The sequence below is a fragment of the Maribacter spongiae genome (assembly GCF_047345125.1).
Taxonomy (GTDB): Bacteria; Bacteroidota; Bacteroidia; order Flavobacteriales; family Flavobacteriaceae; genus Maribacter.
In genome coordinates this window covers 82399-101323 of the sequence record NZ_JBLFEQ010000008.1, presented here as the reverse complement: position 1 = coordinate 101323, position 18925 = coordinate 82399, and the positions used below count along the sequence as shown (strand labels likewise).

Here is an 18925-nt window from a genome sequence, read left to right as displayed (position 1 = left end):
GACAGGACAAAGTTGATCATTCCTCTTTTATTATTCGCAATGCATAACCATGGATACGCTCAAACTGTTCTCTTAAACCCATATCGCTATTATCAAATTCTATGGCATCTTCGGCTTTTCTTAAGGGGGAAAACTCACGATGTGAATCTATATAGTCCCGTTTTTGCACATTCTCCAGAATATCCTCATAAACTACCTTATCCCCTCTATCCAAAAGTTCCTTGTATCTCCTGTAGGCCCTTTTTTCCGGTGAAGCGGTCATGAATATCTTAAATTCGGCATCGGGAAAAACAACGGTACCTATATCCCTGCCGTCCATAACGATTCCTTTTTCCTTTCCCATTTTCTTCTGTAGGTCCACCAACTTTAACCGCACCTGCTCTATTTCCGCAATATTGCTCACGTTTTTGGAAACTTCTAATGTTCGTATTTCCTGTTCCACATTTTCATGGTCCAGATACATTTCGGAAAATCCAAGATTTTCATTATAAACAAACTTCAACTCCATATGGGGAAGCGCTTTTATCAGGTCCGGAATATTTTGATTTTCTTCACCGATATATCCTTTACGCATGGCATACAATGTTACTGCCCGGTACATGGCCCCGGTATCCACATAGATATAACCTAAAGCTTTTGCCAATTGTTTGGCCAACGTACTTTTCCCCGTAGAGGAAAAACCGTCTACGGCAATGGTGATTTTTTTCATCAAGTCAAAAATAGGGAGAAATTGCAACTCAAATTAAAAATCCTAAAAATGATTCGTTTCCTATCCCCACACAACTAAAATCTCACTTTTTATTCGCTTATCAAATTAGGGAAGAACACCATAAAAAGGTTACAATTTTTTTGCGTTTTTGACTTTGGTATTGGTCAGGGCAATATCTATTACCTCATGCATATCCTTTACGTAATGGAACGTGAGCCCTTTTAAATAAGATTCCTTAATTTCCTTGATGTCCCTTTGATTATCCTCACAAAGAATAATTTCCTTTATCCTGGCCCTCTTGGCCGCCAAAATTTTCTCTTTAATGCCACCTACGGGCAGCACTTTTCCCCTTAAGGTAATTTCACCGGTCATGGCCAAACTCTTCTTTACCTTACGTTGTGTAAATAATGAGACCAAAGATGTCAGCATTGTTATCCCCGCACTGGGCCCATCTTTGGGCGTTGCGCCTTCCGGCACATGAATGTGCACATTGTATTTATCAAAGATTTCAGGGTTCAGGTTAAACCGATCTGCATTGGATTTTATGTATTCCATGGCAATCGTAGCGGACTCTTTCATCACTTTTCCTAGATTCCCCGTAATGCTGAGTGTTCCCTTACCTTTTGACAATATGGATTCAATAAACAAAATATCCCCGCCTACACTGGTCCACGCCAAACCGGTTACCACTCCTGCAACCTGGTTGTTTTCATATTTATCGCGTTCCAGTTTCGGGGTACCCAATACCTCAACAACATCTCCATTGCTCACCTTAACATTATAATCCTCCTCTATAGCAATGGATTTGGCCGCATAACGTACCATTTTGGCAATTTGCTTTTCCAAGGACCGCACACCGGACTCCCTGGTATAACCTTCCACAATTTTTTCGAGCTGTGGCTTACCAATTTTCAAATGTTTAGAATCCAGGCCGTGTTCTGTCAATTGCTTGGGCAATAAATGTTTTTTGGCGATCTCTACTTTTTCCTCGATCGTATAGCCGTTTACATGAATGATTTCCATACGGTCCCGCAATGCGGGTTGAATGCTCCCCAGATTGTTGGCCGTAGCAATGAACATAACCTTGGATAGGTCATACCCCATTTCCAAAAAGTTGTCATAGAATTCACTGTTCTGTTCAGGATCCAACACTTCTAACATGGCCGAAGAAGGGTCTCCCTGGTGGCTATTGGAAAGCTTGTCTATTTCATCCAAAATAAAGACGGGATTGGACGTCCCTGCTTTTTTTAGGCTTTGCACTATACGCCCCGGCATTGCGCCTATATAGGTCTTTCTATGGCCTCTTATTTCCGCTTCGTCCCGCAGCCCACCTAACGACATCCGTACATATTCCCGACCCAAAGCTTCCGCAACGGATTTACCCAATGAGGTCTTTCCCACTCCCGGAGGGCCGTACAAGCAAAGAATAGGCGATTTCATATCGTTCCGTAATTTTAAGACCGCCAAGTATTCAATGATCCTTCGTTTTACATCTTCCAGGCCATAATGGTCACGGTCCAAGATTCTTTGCGCCCTTTTTAAATCAAATTTATCTGTAGAAAATTCGTTCCACGGCAAATCCAATAACAGGTCCAGGTAGTTACGTTGTATGGAATATTCCGCCACCTGCGGATTCATGCGCTGCATTTTTGAAAGTTCCTTGGTAAAATGCTCCTTTACTTTTTTTGCCCATTTTTTCTTCTTTGCCCTCGCACGCATTTCTTCCAATTCCTCATCATAGGAGACCCCGCCCAGTTCCTCCTGGATGGTCTTCATTTGCTGATGTAGAAAATACTCCCGCTGCTGTTGGTCCAAATCATTACGTACTTTGGACTGTATATCGTTTTTAAGCTCCAATTTCTGAAGCTCCACGTTCATATACTTTAAAGTGGCCAAGGCCCGTTCCTGAAGATCACCTATTTCCAGCAGTTCCTGTTTGTCCTTAACATCCAAGTTAAGATTGGAAGAGACAAAATTGATAAGAAAAGAATTGCTCTGAATGTTTTTAATGGCAAAGGAAGCCTCACTGGGAATATTCGGATTATCACGAATGATCTTTAGGGACAAATCCTTAATAGATTCTATAATGGCCAAAAACTCCTTACTTGTTTTTTCAGGACGGATCTCTGGGGTTTCCCTTACCGTAGCCGTTATGTAGGGTTTCTTGGTCAGTACCTCTGCTACCTCGAATCGTTTTTTACCTTGTATAATGACCGTAGTATTACCGTCCGGCATTTGGAGTACACGAAGTATCCTGGCCACCGTTCCCAATGTATTTATATCCTTGACATCCGGATTTTCCGTTTCCTCATCCTTTTGGGATACTACCCCTATCACCTTGGAACCGTTGTTCGCATCTTTTATCAAACGAATGGATTTATCCCTGCTGGCCGTAATGGGAATAACCACCCCCGGAAATAAAACGGTATTCCTCAACGGTAGAATAGGCAAGGTCTCCGGCAACAGTTCACTATTCATTTGTTCTTCATCCTCGGCCGTCAACAAGGGTATTAATTCTGAATCCTCATCAATTCCCTGTAAGGACATATTGTCAAAATTTGAAAATTTGGAATCTCCCATAACTATGTATCGGTCATTCTGTCATTAAATTGACAGTGACTCAAATTATTTATCTTTATTATTACTATGAAGCTTGCCTATTTTATAGGCTTTACGAGCTTTCGGTTCTTTTTTTCAAAACCATAATTCAATTCTTATGCCAACATCAATAAAAATCACAATAGAATAAAGAATTTCTTGAGGCCTATTACCTCGGAGGCAAGCCCCAAGAAGCTCCTTTCGATCAAAAAAATCCTCAAAAACCTAACTGGCAGAGGATAAAAATCTTTTCCATCAAACTGTAACAATCTGTAAATTCAACCATCTCTATAACAAACCGATCACTTTTTGAGCCATAAAAAGGAACATATAGATGTGCTATTGCAATTGTGTATGGAAGGAAAACAAAATGCACAACTGGAAATTTACAATCGGTATTACAAAGCCATGTACAACACGGCATTGCGCATTGTAAAGAATGGTGCGGAAGCCGAAGATGTTATGCAGGAATCGTTTTTGAAAGCATTTACAAAACTGTATTCCTTTAAGGGAGAAGTAACCTTTGGGGCCTGGTTAAAGCGGATCGTGATAAACAATAGTATCTATCATTACAGAAAGCAACAAAAAAAGAATGAGGTGGCATTGGAAGACATAATGTACAAGGTCGAAGATAATGACGGAATCGCTTTGGATCATGTGTTTACGGAACTAAAGGCTCAAAAAGTAATGGAGACCATGAAGCGCTTAAAAGATAATTACAGACTTTCTTTGACCTTACATTTAATAGAAGGGTACGATTATAATGAAATCAGTCAAATAATGAATATTAGTTATGCAAATTGCAGAACTACCATTTCCAGGGCAAAGGAAAGCCTAAGACAGCAACTATTAATCGCAAACTAATGAAAAAAGACGATTTAGAGGAATTATTCAACGGACTTGATGGCACTTTGGACATTGAAAATCCTGCCGAGGGACATCAACAGCGGTTTTTAAGAAAACTAAACGCCGCCGAGGGAATCACGGTTATGGATAAAAAGAAGATCAATTGGTGGAAACCCATATCCATTGCCGCCTCTATTGCGATAATTTGTGGGTGGGCGTTCTCCCAATTGGGAAATAATCAAAGTATTGATGAACAAGTTGCAGAGATTTCCCCGGAGGTAGGCCAAACACAATTCTACTTCGCCAGCTTAATAGAGGAACAGGTGAAGGAATTGAAAAAAGAAAGCACCCCCGAAACGGAAAAAATCATTTCCGATACGTTGATCCAATTAAAAAGCCTGGAAACGGACTATACCGATCTTAAACGGGAACTCCTAAAAGGCGGCAATAGTAAATTGATCTTGAGTGCCATGGTCGTCAATTTTCAAATAAGAATAGATTTATTAAACGATGTTCTTGGCCAAATTGAAACAATTAAGAATATAAAAAACTATAATGATGCGAACTTTACTATTTAAATATACCTTTCTATTGATCATGATGAGTCCGGGGCTCATCATGGCCGATCATGGCAAATTCAGGGGCAAATACACCAAAGAGAAGACCATCAAAAAGGAATTTGATGTAAATACCGATGCTTTGCTCAAAGTGAACAACAATTACGGAAACCTTAATATCACTTCCTGGAACGAAAACCGGATTATAATTGAAGTTCACATTAAAACAAATGGTAACAACGAGGAAAAAGTACAGCGCAAATTAGACGACATCTCGGTTAATTTTGAAGCAAATAACAGTATGGTCTATGCAAAAACCACCTATGGCGCAAAGAAAAACAACTGGGGCTGGAGCTGGGGCAAGAACAACAATGTAAGTATGCAAATTAATTATACTATTAAATTACCCGTAAAAAATAGCATACACCTGGACAATGATTATGGAAATATACTATTGGACCGTATTGATGGCCATGCCAAGATAAACTGTGATTATGGTCGTTTGGAAATAGGTGAATTGCGAGGAAGAAACAATCAATTGAACTTTGACTATTCCTCCAAATCAACAATAGAATACATCAACAGTGGAGAAATCCGTGCAGATTATTCAGGGATTACCATTGAAAAGGCGGGGGATCTAAAAATAAACGCAGATTATACCAACGCCAAGATCGAAACGATGGATAACCTGGATTACAGTTGTGATTATGGTTCTATGGAGATTGGAGAGGTAAATAATATTAGGGGAAACGGCGATTATATTGCGGTAAAAATGGGAACCGTACACGGCAATGTGGATATCACTGCGGACTACGGTTCCATACGAATTGATGAACTGGCAGCAGATGCAGGTGACGTATCCATAAGAACGGACTATACCGGAATTAAAATAGGATACCATGCCCAATATCATTTTGATTTTGACATTACCACGGACTATGCCGGTGTAAGCGGTAAGGATAATTTTGAAATAAGTATTAGTCAGGAACGATCTTCCTCAAAACACTATGTAGGTTACTATGGAAGCAAGGGAAGTGGAAATCTTATTACCCTGAACAGTGATTACGGAAGTATCAACTTTTCAAAAAAATAACCATCAAAAAACGAACGAACAATGAAAAATTTAGCAGTACTTATTTTAGTAGCAATATTCACCAGCTCTTGTACAGCGCAATGGGAAAAAAGGGTAAAAGGAAACGGTAATAAAGTTACCATTAATCGTTCCACGGGAGATTACAACGCCATAGCGGTAGCAGGTTGGTTTGATGTAGATCTGGTGGACGGTAAGGAAGGTAAACTTACATTAGAAGGTGAATCCAATTTATTGGAATACATCAAAACCGATGTAAAAGATGGCAAATTGGTTATTAAAACCGAAAAGGGAATCAACTTAAGGCCTTCCAATTGGAACAGCGGTATACGCATAACCGTTCCCGTTGAAAGCGTACATGCTATTTCATTGTCCGGATCAGGCGATATTGTTGGTAAAAAAACCATTAAATCGGACAATCTAAAAACGGCAATGTCGGGTTCCGGGGATATTACGCTTCGGATAGAGGCCCATGCTATAGAAACGGCCATGTCCGGTTCGGGGGATATTACCTTGAGCGGGAACACCTCTAATTTTAATGCTTCCATCTCCGGTAGTGGAGACATAAAGGCTTTTGGTCTTCAGGCGGACAATGTTGAGGCCATAGTCTCAGGATCCGCGGACATTAAGGTTACGGCCAACAAAACGTTAAAGGCAAGGGTTTCCGGTTCCGGCGATATCACCTATAAAGGAAATCCTGAAAAAGTAGATACAAAAACTTCCGGTTCGGGAGATATTTCCAAAAGTTAAAACATCAAAACAACGAACAATCAACAACTGGGAAAGCCTCTTCTATAGGGGCTTTTTTATTTGTTTCACCCTGAACAACAAGAACATCCCCATTAAAAAGAACAGCCCGAGAAAAATAATGGCATTCCGCATACTACCTGTAAACTGGGCAACAAAACCATACAAAAAAGTACCAATGATAATCCCGATCTTTTCGGAGACATCATAAAAACTAAAAAATGACGTCGTATCCGTGGTATCCGGTAAAAACTTGGAGTAGGTAGATCGTGACAACGCCTGTATACCTCCCATAACAATTCCCACACATCCGGCTGCGATGTAAAAATCCATAGGGGTAATCAAAAAATAAGCATAGATGCAGATGATTACCCAAAGAGCATTGATTACGATCAAGGTCTTGATATTCCCAAAATGTTTGGAAGCCCGGGCCGTAACCGTAGCTCCGATAATGGCGACCAACTGTATCACCAAAATACTAACAATAAGCCCGGTCGTGCGTTCACTGTCCGACCCCCAGGCAATTTCTTCCTCGCCAAAATAAGTAGCGATAAGCATTACGGTCTGTACGGCCATACTATATACAAAAAATGCTACCAGATAACGCTTGAGCCTTGTTTGCGTCCCTAATTGATACCATACCTGCTTTAGTTCCTTGAACCCGTTTAGAACAACATTGGTCCTGACGCCTTCTTTTTTATACCCCTTGGGCAAATGAAAAAAGGAATATTGTGCAAAAATGATCCACCAAATCCCTACGGAGACAAACGAGTATTTCATGGCCTTAATTTCGGCAACCCCTCCTTCATCCGAAACGATTCCAAATACTTCGGGTTTCATGACCATGGCCAGATTGAACAGCAATAGGATTACGCTACCTATATACCCCATGGAAAAACCTTTTGCGCTAATTTTGTCCTGCTGCTCCGGAAAAGCTACATCCGGCAGATAAGAATTGTTAATGGCAAAACTCACCCAAAAACCAACAAGACCGAAGAAATAACATAACAGACCTATATAAACGTTTTCCAAAGAAAACCAGTAAAGCCCTATACAGGACAGGCCTCCCAAGTAACAAAAGAATTGCATAAATACCTTTTTGTTCCCCAGATAATCCGCTACTCCTGAAATCAATGGAGTAACGACAGCAATAAAAACAAAGGCCAAAGAAGTTGTATAGCTTATTAAAGGGGCCCGTGCGATCTCACCTCCAAAAATGCTTACTTTCTCAATCTCCGCAACACGGAACAACGCTCCATAAAATATAGGAAAAATAGCGGATGTAATGACCAGGCTATATACCGAGTTGGCCCAATCATAGAACGCCCATGCGTTCAATAGTTTTTTACTCCCCTTTAGTGCTATAGTCTTGGTCATAGATCATTGATTATCGGTCAAAAAAAAATCGTTCCTAGGGAACGATTTTCAATATACAATAAATTAATAATACCTGTTATTTGTAACTGGTTACACCAAATTTTGCAGCTTCTTCCTTGGCCAATGGAGCCCAAACGGTTAAATTATTTATTCTGGTATCATTGGAAGGGTGCGTGCTCAAAAATTCGGGAGGAGCCTGCCCTCCACTATTTGCCTTCATTCTCCTCCAAAGGTTTGCGGCTTCATCGGGATTATATCCGGCAATGGCCATGATTTGCAATCCTATACGATCGGCTTCGGTCTCATGACCACGGCTAAAAGGTAGCATCACCCCCACCTGGGAACCTATTCCATATGCCTGATTGAACATATTTCTTTTTTTAGGGTCCTTTATCGCAACATTTCCGGCCACGGCACCCACTTGTTGGAGTGTTCCGGCACTCATACGTTGTGCCCCATGGTCTGCCAAAGCATGTGCTACCTCATGTCCCATGACCACGGCAACACCTGTCTCTGTCTGTGTAATCGGTAAAATCCCCGTATAGAACACAATCTTTCCCCCGGGCATACACCATGCGTTCACGGTTTTATCATCCACTAGGTTATATTCCCATTTATAATCCTTTAAGTATCCTGGATAGCCATTTGCGGACAGCCAACGCTCTGCAGCAGCAGAAATTCGCTGACCTACCTTGGTAATCATGTGCGCATCCGTTGTCCCTTTTAGCACCTTATTATCTCCCAAAAATTGATCGTACTGGGCAAAAGCCATAGGAAAAATTTGGCTATTGGGATAAAAATTCAATGTTTTTTGGCCCGTAAAAGGATTTACCTTACATGCCGAGACCCCTAAGCAAAGCGTGGTTATTAAAATTAACTTTTTCATTTTGTATAGTGTTTAGTATAAGAACTTTGTTCCTTAGAAAAATACAAAATAATTATTTTCCCAGGATATGCAACAAGCTAAAGTTTTTGTCGATATGCAAACTATTCTCCCCATTGGGTTTTATAGTTTTGATATCCACCTCTTCGTTGTCTACCAGTATTTTAGAAATCTCAAAGGGCAAACCGTGAAAATTAAATTTTAAGGTTTGATATTCCGTCAAAAAGCTTCCATCCTTAAATTGTTGGACGCTCAACGATCTTTCTTTTCCCGTTAATTTAAAATTTCTAAAGGAATACCGTCCTTTTTTATAATCATAACCATCCTGGGCATCTTCATAGACTTCGGAAGATTCTACGCCTTCTTTGTAATATGCATCTAAAATAAGTTCCTCTATCTTAATTTCACCCACGTACTGCTGTACAGGGTATTTTGGAATAATTGCCCCTTCTTTTATAAAGATCGGTACTTTATCCAGTTCTGCGACCACCCATTTTTCCACACCACCTTCAACAGGTTCATTGGTCCAAAAATCATACCATTTCCCTCGGGGAATGTACATTCTCCTACCTTGGGCATTGGGCTCTTGAATAGGGCAGACCAAAATCTTTTCCCCAAAAATAAACTCATCTGTCCTAAAATGTGTTTGCGTGTCTTCCTGATCAAAATATACCAAGGATTGCAACATGGGTTTTTGCTCTTTGCTATACTTATAGAACATGGTATAGAGATAAGGCAATAATTGATAGCGTATCTCTACGAATTTCCGAACGATATCCGTAATCTCCGTACCGAACGACCAGGGTTCCTGATTGCCGTGATCGCCACTGGAATGCACCCTGCAAAAAGGATGAAAAATCCCCAGCTGTACCCATCTGGCAAATAATTCGCCATTGGGTTGTTCCGCAAAACCACCAATATCCGACCCTACAAAGGAATATCCGCTCATGCTCATACGTTGCATCTGAACATTGGCGATCCAAAGATGTTCCCAGGTAGCTATATTATCCCCGGTCCATGTAGAGGAATAGCGTTGGGTGCCCGAAAAGGCCGCTCTGGTAATAACGAACGGTCTTTTGGGATATACATATTTTTTCACCCCCTCATACGTGGCCCTTACCATCTGCATACCATATATGTTATGTGCTTTTCTATGGGTACAGGGGTGACCGTCATAATTATGCCGGGTATCCAAAGGAGCCGTTTTTGAAGGTACTTCCATAACGGCGGGTTCGTTCATATCGTTCCAAACGGCATGAACGCCCAGATCGGACATAAATTCCTTATACAGCCCTGCCCACCATTCACGAACCTCTGGATTGGTAAAATCGGGGAAATTACATTCTCCCGGCCAAACCTTGCCCTGCATTAAAGGGCCATCGCCCCGTTTACAGAAATAATCTTTTTCCATGGCTTCTTGATATACCCAATAATCCTGATCTATTTTAATCCCGGGATCTATCATCACTACCGTTTTGAATCCGTCTTCCTCCAATTCACCGATCATACGTTTGGGGTCTGGAAAACGGTTCTTGTCCCAGGTAAAACATCGGAAACCGTCCATATAATCTATATCCAGATAAATGGCATCGCAGGGTATTTTTAAATCGCGAAATTGCTTTGTAATCTCCTTTACATTACTTTCGGGATAGTAGCTCCACTTGGACTGATGATAACCCAAAGCCCACATAGGGGGTAGTTCCGGGGTACCCGTAAGATTGGAATAAGCGGCTACTACCTGCGACATCTTAGGGCCATAGAAAAAGTAATAGTTCATTTCTCCGCCATCCGCCCAAAAACTGGTAATATTCCTTCTCTCGTGCGCAAAATCAAAATGGGTCTTGAAGCTGTTATCAAAGAAAATCCCATATGCGGTTCCCTTGGTAAGTCCAATGAAGAAAGGAATAGCTTTGTACAAGGGGTCTTGGTCCTTACCGTAAGCATATTGATCGGTAACCCAATTATGCATCCTCTTTCCCTTAAGGTTACTATGGGTCGATTTATCCCCCATTCCATAAAAACTCTCGCCCGCCTGGGTAATCTTACTCATTTTTACGGTATTGCCCCCATATTCATAATTCTCTTCCCAATGAAAACCCAATTCATCCTCATTGATAATATTTCCTTCCAAATCTGAAATTTGAACCCGTAACGTCTTTTTATCTACCAAAATATGGAGCTTGGCCGTTTTAACCAGATATTCGGTATTGGTCTCATCAACCTCTAAAGCACTATATCCCAGGGTAGCTTTCCGGTCTATGGCATAAGAGAAATCGGGTTCAAAGTTATGACCGGTAGCATACCTAAAGCGAATCAAACTTCCCCTAAGAATGGTAATTTGCAAAATCACCCCATTTTCGGTAGTGAAATAAATCTTATCCGTATCCTGCTTATACGCTACTATCTGGTTGGGATATAAATTCCCTTTATATTCTAATTCTGTATTCGTGATCATCGTACTCGTATTTAAAACCTAACAAAAAAAGTATATAAACGGGAAAAAAGGAAATATAATCCAAGCAATTATAAACTATAACGATATCTATAAGGAAAGCTACTTTAAAATGACAATTCCTAAGGAAGGAATCGTTATTTCTACCGATTTCTTATGCCCGTGCCAAGCCTTTGTAGATGATTTTATGATCGTATTTAAATGACCACTTCCACCATATTCTTTTGCATCGCTATTTAAAACTTCAACTATCCTACCCTTTTTAGGAATCCCTATCCTATATTTTTCCCTTGGAACGGGTGTAAAATTGCAGGCCACTATCATATCGTTTTTCTCATCGTGCCCTTTTCTCATATAGATCAATACGGAATTTTCATGATCTCCATAATCTATCCACTGGAACCCTTCCCCGCTAAATTGTTTCTCGTACAGTGCCGGGGCATTCCTGTAAAGTTTGTTCAGGTCCTTTACAAATTGTTGTACGCCGGCATGCCCCCCATATTGCAATAAATGCCAATCTAAACTTTGTTGAAAATTCCACTCGGCGGTCTGCCCGAATTCTCCTCCCATGAACATTAATTTGGTACCCGGATGCGTAAACATATAACCAAAGAGCAACCGCAAATTGGCAAAACGTTGCCATTCGTCCCCGGGCATCCTATAGATCAGGGATTGTTTGCCATAAACCACTTCGTCATGGGAGAAGGGCAACATAAAGTTCTCCGTAAACGCATAGGTCATACTAAAAGTGATGTCATTCTGATGGTGTTTTCTATAAACGGATTCTTTTTTAAAGTATTCCAGTGTATCGTGCATCCACCCCATCATCCATTTCATACCAAAACCAAGACCACCCAAATCAACAGGCTTGGAAACCCCTTTAAAAGCGGTGGATTCTTCGGCAATGGTCTGTACTCCATCAAAACTGGCATAAACCTCCCGGTTCAGTTCACGAATAAAGGATATGGCTTCCAAATGTTCATTGTTTCCGTACATATTGGGTTCCCATTCCCCATCTTCCCGGGAATAATCCAAATAGAGCATAGAGGCTACCGCATCTACCCGAAGCCCGTCCACATGATATTGCTCCAACCAAAAAAGGGCATTGCTTATGAGAAACGCACGCACCTCGTTTCGTCCGTAATTGAAAATCAGACTTTTCCAATCGGGATGGTATCCCTTTCTCCGATCCGGGTGTTCGTACAAATGGGAGCCATCAAAAAATCCAAGGCCATGGGCATCTTCGGGAAAATGGGAAGGGACCCAATCCAGAATAACCCCTATATCGTTTTGGTGAAATGCATCTACCAATAATTTAAACTCTTCCGGTGTTCCAAATCTTGAGGTAGGTGCAAAATAACCTGTTAGCTGGTATCCCCAGGAAGGGTCATAGGGATATTCCATAACGGGCATGAACTCCACATGGGTATAGCCCATTTCCTTTACATAGGATACCAGGTCTTTGGCCAATTGTTTATAGGAAAGAAAATTATTGTCCTCATCCCGTTTCCAGGATCCCAAATGCACTTCATAGACAGAATAGGGCCTGTCCAATCCGTTCTTCTCTTTTCGGTATCCCATCCAATCCCCATCCTTCCATTCATAGTCCGCCGACCAAATGACCGATGCGGTCTTAGGAGGGTGTTCGCACAAACGGGCAAAGGGATCTGCCTTTTCCGTCCATATATCACTATTATGGGACTGTATCTTATACTTGTATTTTTCTCCTTGACCTATATTGGGGATAAACCCTTCCCAGATGCCGCTGGAATCCCACCTCACATTAAGTTTATGCTCGTTTTCATTCCAAAAGTTAAAATCGCCCACTACGGAAACAGATTTGGCGGATGGCGCCCATACCGCAAAATAAGTACCTTGTTGTCCCTCCAACTCAATAGGGTGCGAACCTAATTTATTATAGAGCCGATAATGCTTACCTCCTTTAAAAAGATCGATATCAAAATCGGTAAACAAGGAATGCGAAATTATTTTGGACATATATTCTAGTATTAAGCGGCAAATCTAATCAACTTTGGATTAACTACTTTGTGTTCATTATTTTACTTTATAATTTGATATAATTTCCGATTTAAATGTTAAACCACCAAAAATGGAACGCTTTTTGAAAAGGTAATTGAAATTTAGATTCTCTTGAACCAAAAAAATTATACATTATGAAAAAAATAAGCGTTTTACTAGGTGCCTTTTTGACCCTACTCTTTATCTCGTGCGAAAGTCTTGATGGAAGAGACGGTATAGATGGTGAAGATGGTGTTAATATAACGGGTACGGTCATTGATATAGAAGGTACATTTGATGCAACCAATGAATACAGCATTTTATATGAATTCCCCCAGACCATAGAGGTTTTTGAAACTGATGTGGTCCTCGTATACCTGTTATGGGACCAAACCGAAGATTCCAATGGGGAAGCCGTGGATATTTGGCGATTATTGCCACAAACCCGTATTTTGGATCAAGGGTTATTGCAATATAATTTTGACCATACGTTCCTGGACGTAAATATATTTTTGGAGTCCGACTTCGATTTAAGCACGTTACTGCCGGGCGATACGGACAATCAAGTATTTAGAATAGCCGTTCTACCTGCGGAAGCACTGCAAACGGGTAAATTGGACACTTCAAATATTCATGCGGTAATGGGTAGGTTTGGTATTTCCGAAAAGGACATTCAAAAAATAAGGTTGGATTAGACCCTTGCTACTAAAACCAATTCCATAAACCCTTAAAATTTACGGAATTGGTTTTTAACGGGTCTCGTATCCAAAAAATAGAGCATGTGAAATATTTTTGAAAGGTTGGTTTAAAAATTTCGTCAAAAAAAGAAAATGAAAACTATGAATTTAAAAGCTCTAACTGTGCTTTTGGTACTGTTCACCAGTTGTAAGGGAACAACACAGAAAAAGGAAATGGCCTCGGATGTTACCATGAAAACAAAAAAAGAGTTCCCGATCCAAAAAACAGAAGAGGAATGGAAAAAGGAACTGACCGATGCACAATTTTATGTATTGCGAAAAGCGGCAACGGAGAACGCCTTTACCAGTGAACTCCTGGACAATAAAAAAGAAGGCACCTATGTCTGTGCAGCTTGTGCAACCCCGCTTTTTAAAAGCAGCACAAAATTTGATTCCGGAACCGGATGGCCCAGCTTTTATCAGGAAATAGAAGGGAACGTAGCCTATGATGTGGATTACAAAATAGGTTATGCCCGTACAGAAGAGCATTGTGCTACCTGCGGGGGACATTTGGGACATGTTTTTAATGATGGTCCCGCTCCGACTCGAAAGCGGCATTGCATCAACGGGGTAGCGCTGAATTTTATCCCTGCTTCTAAATAATATTCAAAATTCCTTATAAAAAACCGGATGCCCACTAATGTTGGCGGGCATCCGGTTTTATTTTTGACAAAATCAACGACCGTAGGGAATTATGCAATTAAGAAATAGCCTTCGGGCCCTTTTTAAAATTCCTTTTCTAACATTGCCTTTATCCTTTGGTTTTGTATTTTTGCACGGCTTTAAGGCAACTTTACTAAAATTCATAAAACTAAAGATATGGGTACTTTTGATGTTATTGTTTTGGGTAGCGGACCAGGAGGATATGTTACCGCTATAAGGGCGTCACAACTCGGATTAAAAACGGCTGTCGTTGAAAAGGAAAGTCTAGGTGGTGTTTGTTTGAATTGGGGATGTATCCCTACAAAAGCGCTATTAAAATCTGCCCAGGTTTTTGAATATTTACAACATGCCGGTGATTACGGATTAATTGCGGATGGCGTGGACAAAGATTTTGATGCCGTTGTTAAAAGAAGCCGTGGTGTTGCCAATGGTATGAGCAAGGGAGTTCAATTTTTGATGAAAAAGAACAAAATCGAAGTCATTAAAGGTTATGGAACCTTAAAATCGGGGAAAAAAGTTTCCGTAAAGGCGGAAGACGGTTCAGAGGCCGTGTACGGTGCGGAGCATATTATCATTGCGACAGGTGCACGGAGTCGTGAGCTTCCCAGTCTGCCACAGGACGGCAAAAAAATAATCGGGTATCGTGAGGCAATGAGCCTGGACAAACAGCCCAAGAAATTGATCGTAGTGGGCAGTGGTGCCATTGGCATAGAGTTTGCCTATTTCTATAATGCCATGGGAACGGAGGTTACCGTTGTAGAATACCTTCCCAATATCGTTCCGGTAGAAGATGAAGAGGTTTCCAAACAATTGGAACACAGTTTTAAGAAATCAGGGGTAAAGATAATGACCTCTGCGGAGGTTACTGCCGTTGATACTTCCGGTGAAGGCGTAAAGGCAACGGTAAAAACATCCAAAGGAGAACAAATTTTGGAAGCGGATATGGTATTGTCCGCAGTTGGGATAAAGACGAATATTGAAAACATAGGCTTGGAAGATGTTGGGATCGCTACCGACAGGGACAAAGTTTTGGTCAATGATTACTATCAGACCAATATCCCGGGGTATTATGCCATTGGCGATGTTACACAGGGACCCGCATTGGCCCACGTAGCTTCCGCGGAGGGAATCTTATGTGTGGAAAAGATTGCGGGAATGCACGTTGAGCCATTGGACTACGGAAACATTCCCGGATGTACTTATTGCTCTCCCGAAATAGCTTCCGTAGGATTAACGGAAAAACAGGCCAAGGAAAAAGGTATGGATATCAAAGTAGGTAAATTTCCTTTCTCGGCCAGTGGAAAAGCAAAAGCTTCCGGTGCCTCGGACGGATTTGTAAAGGTGATTTTCGATGCCAAATATGGTGAATGGTTAGGTTGCCATATGATCGGTGCCGGTGTAACGGATATGATCGCAGAAGCCGTTTTGGCACGTAAGCTGGAAACCACGGGCCATGAGGTCTTAAAAGCGGTACACCCGCACCCTACCATGAGCGAAGCTGTAATGGAGGCCGTGGCAGATGCCTATGATGAGGTAATTCATCTATAAAATATTTATTTGTTTATGATCAGACGGATTTATCCGCAGTATAAATTCGTTCATAGACCCATCAACCTATAAGCTTAAAAAGAATGTTGATACTTTTTAGGATAATTGCCATTTTAGAAGGAATTTCTTATTTGGCCCTATTTGGGATAACCATGCCCTTAAAATATTTGGCCGGAATAACAGGCCCCAATAAAACTGTAGGTTATATTCACGGTGCCCTTTTTATATTGTTTGTACTACTGGCCCTGCTATTGTGCCTGTATAAAAAGTGGGGCATGAAACGGTTCATTATTTTTGGAATAGCCTCCCTTTTGCCATTCGCTACTTTTTATGTGGAGAAAAAATACCTTCGAGAACCGGTTTAGTTACTAATTTCTTCAAACCTGTAGATTTTTCCATCAAAACCGCAGATGTATATCTCATTGTTATTATCGGTGCCGAATGAGGAGATATTTATGTTGGTATCCAACAACAATTGGTTGTCTAACGTATTGTTCAAATCTGTGGTCAAGGCCCATATACGACCGGAAATAAAATCGCCATAAATATAAAGCCCTTTTAAAGAGGGCACTAGGGTTCCCCTATATACATGTCCCCCGGTCACGGATCTATCATTGGCCTCATGCCCATACTCAAATACGGGGGCTATTGTACCGGAACTATCACAGGAATCGGAACCAAAACAGGATGTACCCTCCAAAATATTCCAACCGTAATTCCCTCCTTTCTCTATAATATCTATTTCTTCTAATTTATTTTGGCCCACGTCACCTGCCCAGATGTTATTGGTCTGTACATCAAAACTAAACCTCCAGGGATTGCGCAGACCATATGCATAGATCTCACCTCTTGCATTTGCGGTATTTATAAAAGGGTTGTCATTTGGAACAGCATATTCCAATCCATCATCGGTGTTATCTATATCTATCCGTAATATTTTCCCCAACAGATTCCCTAAATTCTGAGCGTTTCCATCCGGATCACCTCCCGAACCTCCATCTCCAGAGGCTATGTACAAATAGCCGTCCGGCCCAAAGGCCAACTGCCCCCCATTATGATTGGTAAAGGGTTGGGGAATCCGCATTAAGACGGTTTCACTACCTGGATCCGCCATATTGACATCTGTATCCGAAACTTTAAACCGTGAGACAACGGCTAAGTTTTCCGAAGGTGTATAGGTAACAAAGAAAAAACCATTGTTTTCATAATCGGGATGAAAGGCAAGACCTAAAAGGCCCAATTCATCCGAACTAACGATTCTATCCCCAATATTTAAAAACTCCGAAACTTCGGATACGGAGGCTTCATTTTGAAATACCCTTATACTTCCACCCTGTTCCACCACAAATGCCCGATCGGTTCCATCGGATGGACTCTGAAAATCCAAGGGCCTTGAAAAACCGAGGTTGGGAAATGCATTGATAAGGTCTAAACTGTCATCCGGAACAGGTGTCGGTACCACATTACTATCCGAATTGCAAGAGCAAAAAAGCAGTAGTATGGCAGTTATAAGAATAAAAGGGAATTTTAGCATAACTCCGGGGGTTTATACTATGTACGAAAGAAAGAATCCTTTTAGACGTAAGACCGGGACCGAATCAATGGAAGCTTATAAAAAACTCGCTATGGCCAGGTCATAACTTTGAAGGCCAAACCCCAGGATAACTCCTTTGGCACCTGACGAGATATAGGAAACATGCCTAAAATCCTCTCTTTTGTGCGTATTGGATATATGGACTTCCACTACGGGCGTTTCAATTCCTTTTACGGCATCCCCTATTCCTACCGAAGTATGCGTATATGCAGCGGCATTTAACACGATACCATCGTATGAGAATCCCGTTTCCTGAATTTTACCAATCAGTTCACCCTCTATATTGGACTGGAAATATTCCAGGGTAATTTCCTTGAACCGCAATTGCAGTTCGGCAAAATAGGTTTCAAAGGTCTTGCTTCCGTAAACCTCAGGTTCACGTTTTCCCAATAAATTAAGATTGGGGCCATTTATTATGATAATTCGCATGCGGATAAAAGTACTAATAATTTTGCCTCAAAAAAAGAGCGGCAACCATAGATTACCGCTTCCTCACCTTATGTTTTATACCCTAAAAAGGGCAAGAAAAAAATGTTCGTTCTATAATAGATACCCGTTCTAAAAAAGAATCAAGAATCCTACCAATACCGTTGAAAAAACAACATCGTCGTTCACGGCAAAATAGGAAATGTTCAATTCTGAACTTCCCCCGTTCAAATCCACACCTATAGAAGGTCTATAATACAAACTTCCCTGGTTTCCCTTATTGATTCCCACGGCATAACCAACATCACCTCCAAATTTAAAACCAGAAGTGGGGTAAACCCGTATAGAACCGCCCACGGGTATGAACTGAACATTATCAAATTCCGTCTCCACGACAACACCTCCGGCAGATACGCTCTGTTTCTCCCCAAAAGCATTGGAAAAACCAGTGGTAAGGCCCACGTCCAATTCCCTTGAAACGCCCCAATGTTGATAAATATCCAATCCTAAAGAAAGGCTATAGGCTTCGGAAAAATCCCCAATGACCAAACCGGCATTTACACCGGCCCTAAAATTTGTACGATCTACTTGTGCTTGCACCAAAAAAGAAGTAGCAATGCATGCCCATACTGTCAAAAATACTTTCATATATTAAAATAGTTTGGTTGATTAAGACACA

At 41.1% G+C, this 18925-nt stretch carries 17 protein-coding genes; 8 read left to right on the top strand and 9 right to left on the bottom strand.

The window, feature by feature from the left end:
• Positions 1-16: 16 nt before the first annotated feature.
• Positions 17-709 (bottom strand): (d)CMP kinase, encoded by a 693-nt coding sequence (cmk, locus tag ACKWB9_RS12220; protein ID WP_414003305.1) that lies wholly within the window; start codon positions 707-709, stop codon positions 17-19.
• 129 nt (positions 710-838) lie between these two features.
• A complete protein-coding gene (lon, locus tag ACKWB9_RS12215) occupies positions 839-3289 on the bottom strand; it encodes an endopeptidase La (RefSeq protein WP_414003304.1) in 2451 nt (816 codons plus the stop codon).
• A gap of 327 nt (positions 3290-3616) precedes the next feature.
• Here lon and ACKWB9_RS12210 point away from each other — a divergent pair, with 327 nt between their 5' ends.
• Genes ACKWB9_RS12210 through ACKWB9_RS12195 form a run of 4 tightly spaced genes read left to right on the top strand, consistent with a single transcriptional unit; the run spans position 3617 to position 6550 of the window.
• Entirely contained in the window at positions 3617-4171 is a 555-nt protein-coding gene (locus tag ACKWB9_RS12210; protein WP_414003303.1) for an RNA polymerase sigma factor, read from the top strand.
• Positions 4171-4731, top strand: a complete 561-nt coding sequence (locus ACKWB9_RS12205; RefSeq protein WP_414003302.1) for a hypothetical protein — start codon at positions 4171-4173, stop codon at positions 4729-4731. Before ACKWB9_RS12210 ends, ACKWB9_RS12205 begins: the two co-directional genes overlap by 1 nt.
• Complete coding sequence (locus ACKWB9_RS12200; protein ID WP_414003301.1) at positions 4712-5803, top strand: DUF4097 family beta strand repeat-containing protein; 1092 nt, start codon at positions 4712-4714, stop codon at positions 5801-5803. The genes ACKWB9_RS12205 and ACKWB9_RS12200 overlap by 20 nt, the downstream gene beginning before the upstream one ends.
• 21 nt (positions 5804-5824) lie before the next feature.
• Positions 5825-6550 carry a head GIN domain-containing protein gene (locus ACKWB9_RS12195; RefSeq protein ID WP_414003300.1) on the top strand — a complete coding sequence of 242 codons (726 nt, stop codon included), beginning with the start codon at positions 5825-5827 and terminating at the stop codon, positions 6548-6550.
• Positions 6551-6592: 42 nt separating this feature from the next.
• Here the strand turns inward: ACKWB9_RS12195 and ACKWB9_RS12190 are convergent, their stop codons facing one another.
• The 4 genes from ACKWB9_RS12190 to glgB form a co-directional block, all read right to left on the bottom strand.
• Positions 6593-7924: an MFS transporter gene (locus ACKWB9_RS12190; protein ID WP_414003299.1), complete on the bottom strand. Its 1332-nt coding sequence runs from the start codon at positions 7922-7924 to the stop codon at positions 6593-6595.
• Between the two features lie 76 nt (positions 7925-8000).
• Positions 8001-8810 carry a M48 family metallopeptidase gene (locus ACKWB9_RS12185; RefSeq protein ID WP_414003298.1) on the bottom strand — a complete coding sequence of 270 codons (810 nt, stop codon included), beginning with the start codon at positions 8808-8810 and terminating at the stop codon, positions 8001-8003.
• A 52-nt stretch (positions 8811-8862) separates the two neighbouring features.
• Positions 8863-11262 (bottom strand): glycoside hydrolase family 31 protein, encoded by a 2400-nt coding sequence (locus ACKWB9_RS12180; protein ID WP_414003297.1) that lies wholly within the window; start codon positions 11260-11262, stop codon positions 8863-8865.
• A 99-nt stretch (positions 11263-11361) separates the two neighbouring features.
• A complete protein-coding gene (gene glgB, locus ACKWB9_RS12175; RefSeq protein WP_414003296.1) occupies positions 11362-13257 on the bottom strand; it encodes a 1,4-alpha-glucan branching protein GlgB in 1896 nt (631 codons plus the stop codon).
• A 176-nt stretch (positions 13258-13433) separates the two neighbouring features.
• Between glgB and ACKWB9_RS12170 the strand changes: the two genes are divergently transcribed.
• The 4 genes from ACKWB9_RS12170 (at position 13434) to ACKWB9_RS12155 (ending at position 16591) form a co-directional block, all read left to right on the top strand.
• Positions 13434-13973, top strand: coding sequence for a collagen-like protein (locus ACKWB9_RS12170; protein ID WP_414003295.1), 540 nt, complete (start codon positions 13434-13436; stop codon positions 13971-13973).
• 144 nt (positions 13974-14117) lie between these two features.
• Entirely contained in the window at positions 14118-14618 is a 501-nt protein-coding gene (gene msrB / locus ACKWB9_RS12165; RefSeq protein ID WP_414003294.1) for a peptide-methionine (R)-S-oxide reductase MsrB, read from the top strand.
• A 216-nt stretch (positions 14619-14834) separates the two neighbouring features.
• Positions 14835-16226 carry a dihydrolipoyl dehydrogenase gene (gene lpdA / locus ACKWB9_RS12160; RefSeq protein ID WP_414003293.1) on the top strand — a complete coding sequence of 464 codons (1392 nt, stop codon included), beginning with the start codon at positions 14835-14837 and terminating at the stop codon, positions 16224-16226.
• A gap of 83 nt (positions 16227-16309) precedes the next feature.
• On the top strand, positions 16310-16591 hold the full coding sequence (locus ACKWB9_RS12155) for a DUF3817 domain-containing protein (protein WP_414003292.1): 282 nt from the start codon (positions 16310-16312) through the stop codon (positions 16589-16591).
• Here the strand turns inward: ACKWB9_RS12155 and ACKWB9_RS12150 are convergent.
• The 3 genes from ACKWB9_RS12150 to ACKWB9_RS12140 all read right to left on the bottom strand — a co-directional run bounded on the left by ACKWB9_RS12150 (position 16588) and on the right by ACKWB9_RS12140 (position 18894).
• Entirely contained in the window at positions 16588-17760 is a 1173-nt protein-coding gene (locus ACKWB9_RS12150) for a PQQ-dependent sugar dehydrogenase (RefSeq protein ID WP_414003291.1), read from the bottom strand. The two genes, ACKWB9_RS12155 and ACKWB9_RS12150, sit on opposite strands and share 4 nt — an antisense overlap.
• A 75-nt stretch (positions 17761-17835) precedes the next feature.
• Entirely contained in the window at positions 17836-18249 is a 414-nt protein-coding gene (aroQ, locus tag ACKWB9_RS12145; RefSeq protein WP_414003290.1) for a type II 3-dehydroquinate dehydratase, read from the bottom strand.
• Between the two features lie 129 nt (positions 18250-18378).
• Complete coding sequence (locus ACKWB9_RS12140; RefSeq protein ID WP_414003289.1) at positions 18379-18894, bottom strand: hypothetical protein; 516 nt, start codon at positions 18892-18894, stop codon at positions 18379-18381.
• Positions 18895-18925: the final 31 nt, after the last annotated feature.

Coding starts and splice junctions, on each gene's coding strand:
- ACKWB9_RS12140 (WP_414003289.1), bottom strand. CDS start 18,894: ATGAAAGTATTTTTGACAGTATGGGCATGCATTGCTACTTCTTTTTTG.
- ACKWB9_RS12205 (WP_414003302.1), top strand. CDS start 4,171: ATGAAAAAAGACGATTTAGAGGAATTATTCAACGGACTTGATGGCACT.
- ACKWB9_RS12170 (WP_414003295.1), top strand. CDS start 13,434: ATGAAAAAAATAAGCGTTTTACTAGGTGCCTTTTTGACCCTACTCTTT.
- lon (WP_414003304.1), bottom strand. CDS start 3,289: ATGGGAGATTCCAAATTTTCAAATTTTGACAATATGTCCTTACAGGGA.
- ACKWB9_RS12195 (WP_414003300.1), top strand. CDS start 5,825: ATGAAAAATTTAGCAGTACTTATTTTAGTAGCAATATTCACCAGCTCT.
- ACKWB9_RS12190 (WP_414003299.1), bottom strand. CDS start 7,924: ATGACCAAGACTATAGCACTAAAGGGGAGTAAAAAACTATTGAACGCA.
- ACKWB9_RS12180 (WP_414003297.1), bottom strand. CDS start 11,262: ATGATCACGAATACAGAATTAGAATATAAAGGGAATTTATATCCCAAC.
- lpdA (WP_414003293.1), top strand. CDS start 14,835: ATGGGTACTTTTGATGTTATTGTTTTGGGTAGCGGACCAGGAGGATAT.
- cmk (WP_414003305.1), bottom strand. CDS start 709: ATGAAAAAAATCACCATTGCCGTAGACGGTTTTTCCTCTACGGGGAAA.
- glgB (WP_414003296.1), bottom strand. CDS start 13,257: ATGTCCAAAATAATTTCGCATTCCTTGTTTACCGATTTTGATATCGAT.
- msrB (WP_414003294.1), top strand. CDS start 14,118: ATGAATTTAAAAGCTCTAACTGTGCTTTTGGTACTGTTCACCAGTTGT.
- ACKWB9_RS12155 (WP_414003292.1), top strand. CDS start 16,310: ATGTTGATACTTTTTAGGATAATTGCCATTTTAGAAGGAATTTCTTAT.
- ACKWB9_RS12185 (WP_414003298.1), bottom strand. CDS start 8,810: ATGAAAAAGTTAATTTTAATAACCACGCTTTGCTTAGGGGTCTCGGCA.
- ACKWB9_RS12150 (WP_414003291.1), bottom strand. CDS start 17,760: ATGCTAAAATTCCCTTTTATTCTTATAACTGCCATACTACTGCTTTTT.
- aroQ (WP_414003290.1), bottom strand. CDS start 18,249: ATGCGAATTATCATAATAAATGGCCCCAATCTTAATTTATTGGGAAAA.
- ACKWB9_RS12200 (WP_414003301.1), top strand. CDS start 4,712: ATGCGAACTTTACTATTTAAATATACCTTTCTATTGATCATGATGAGT.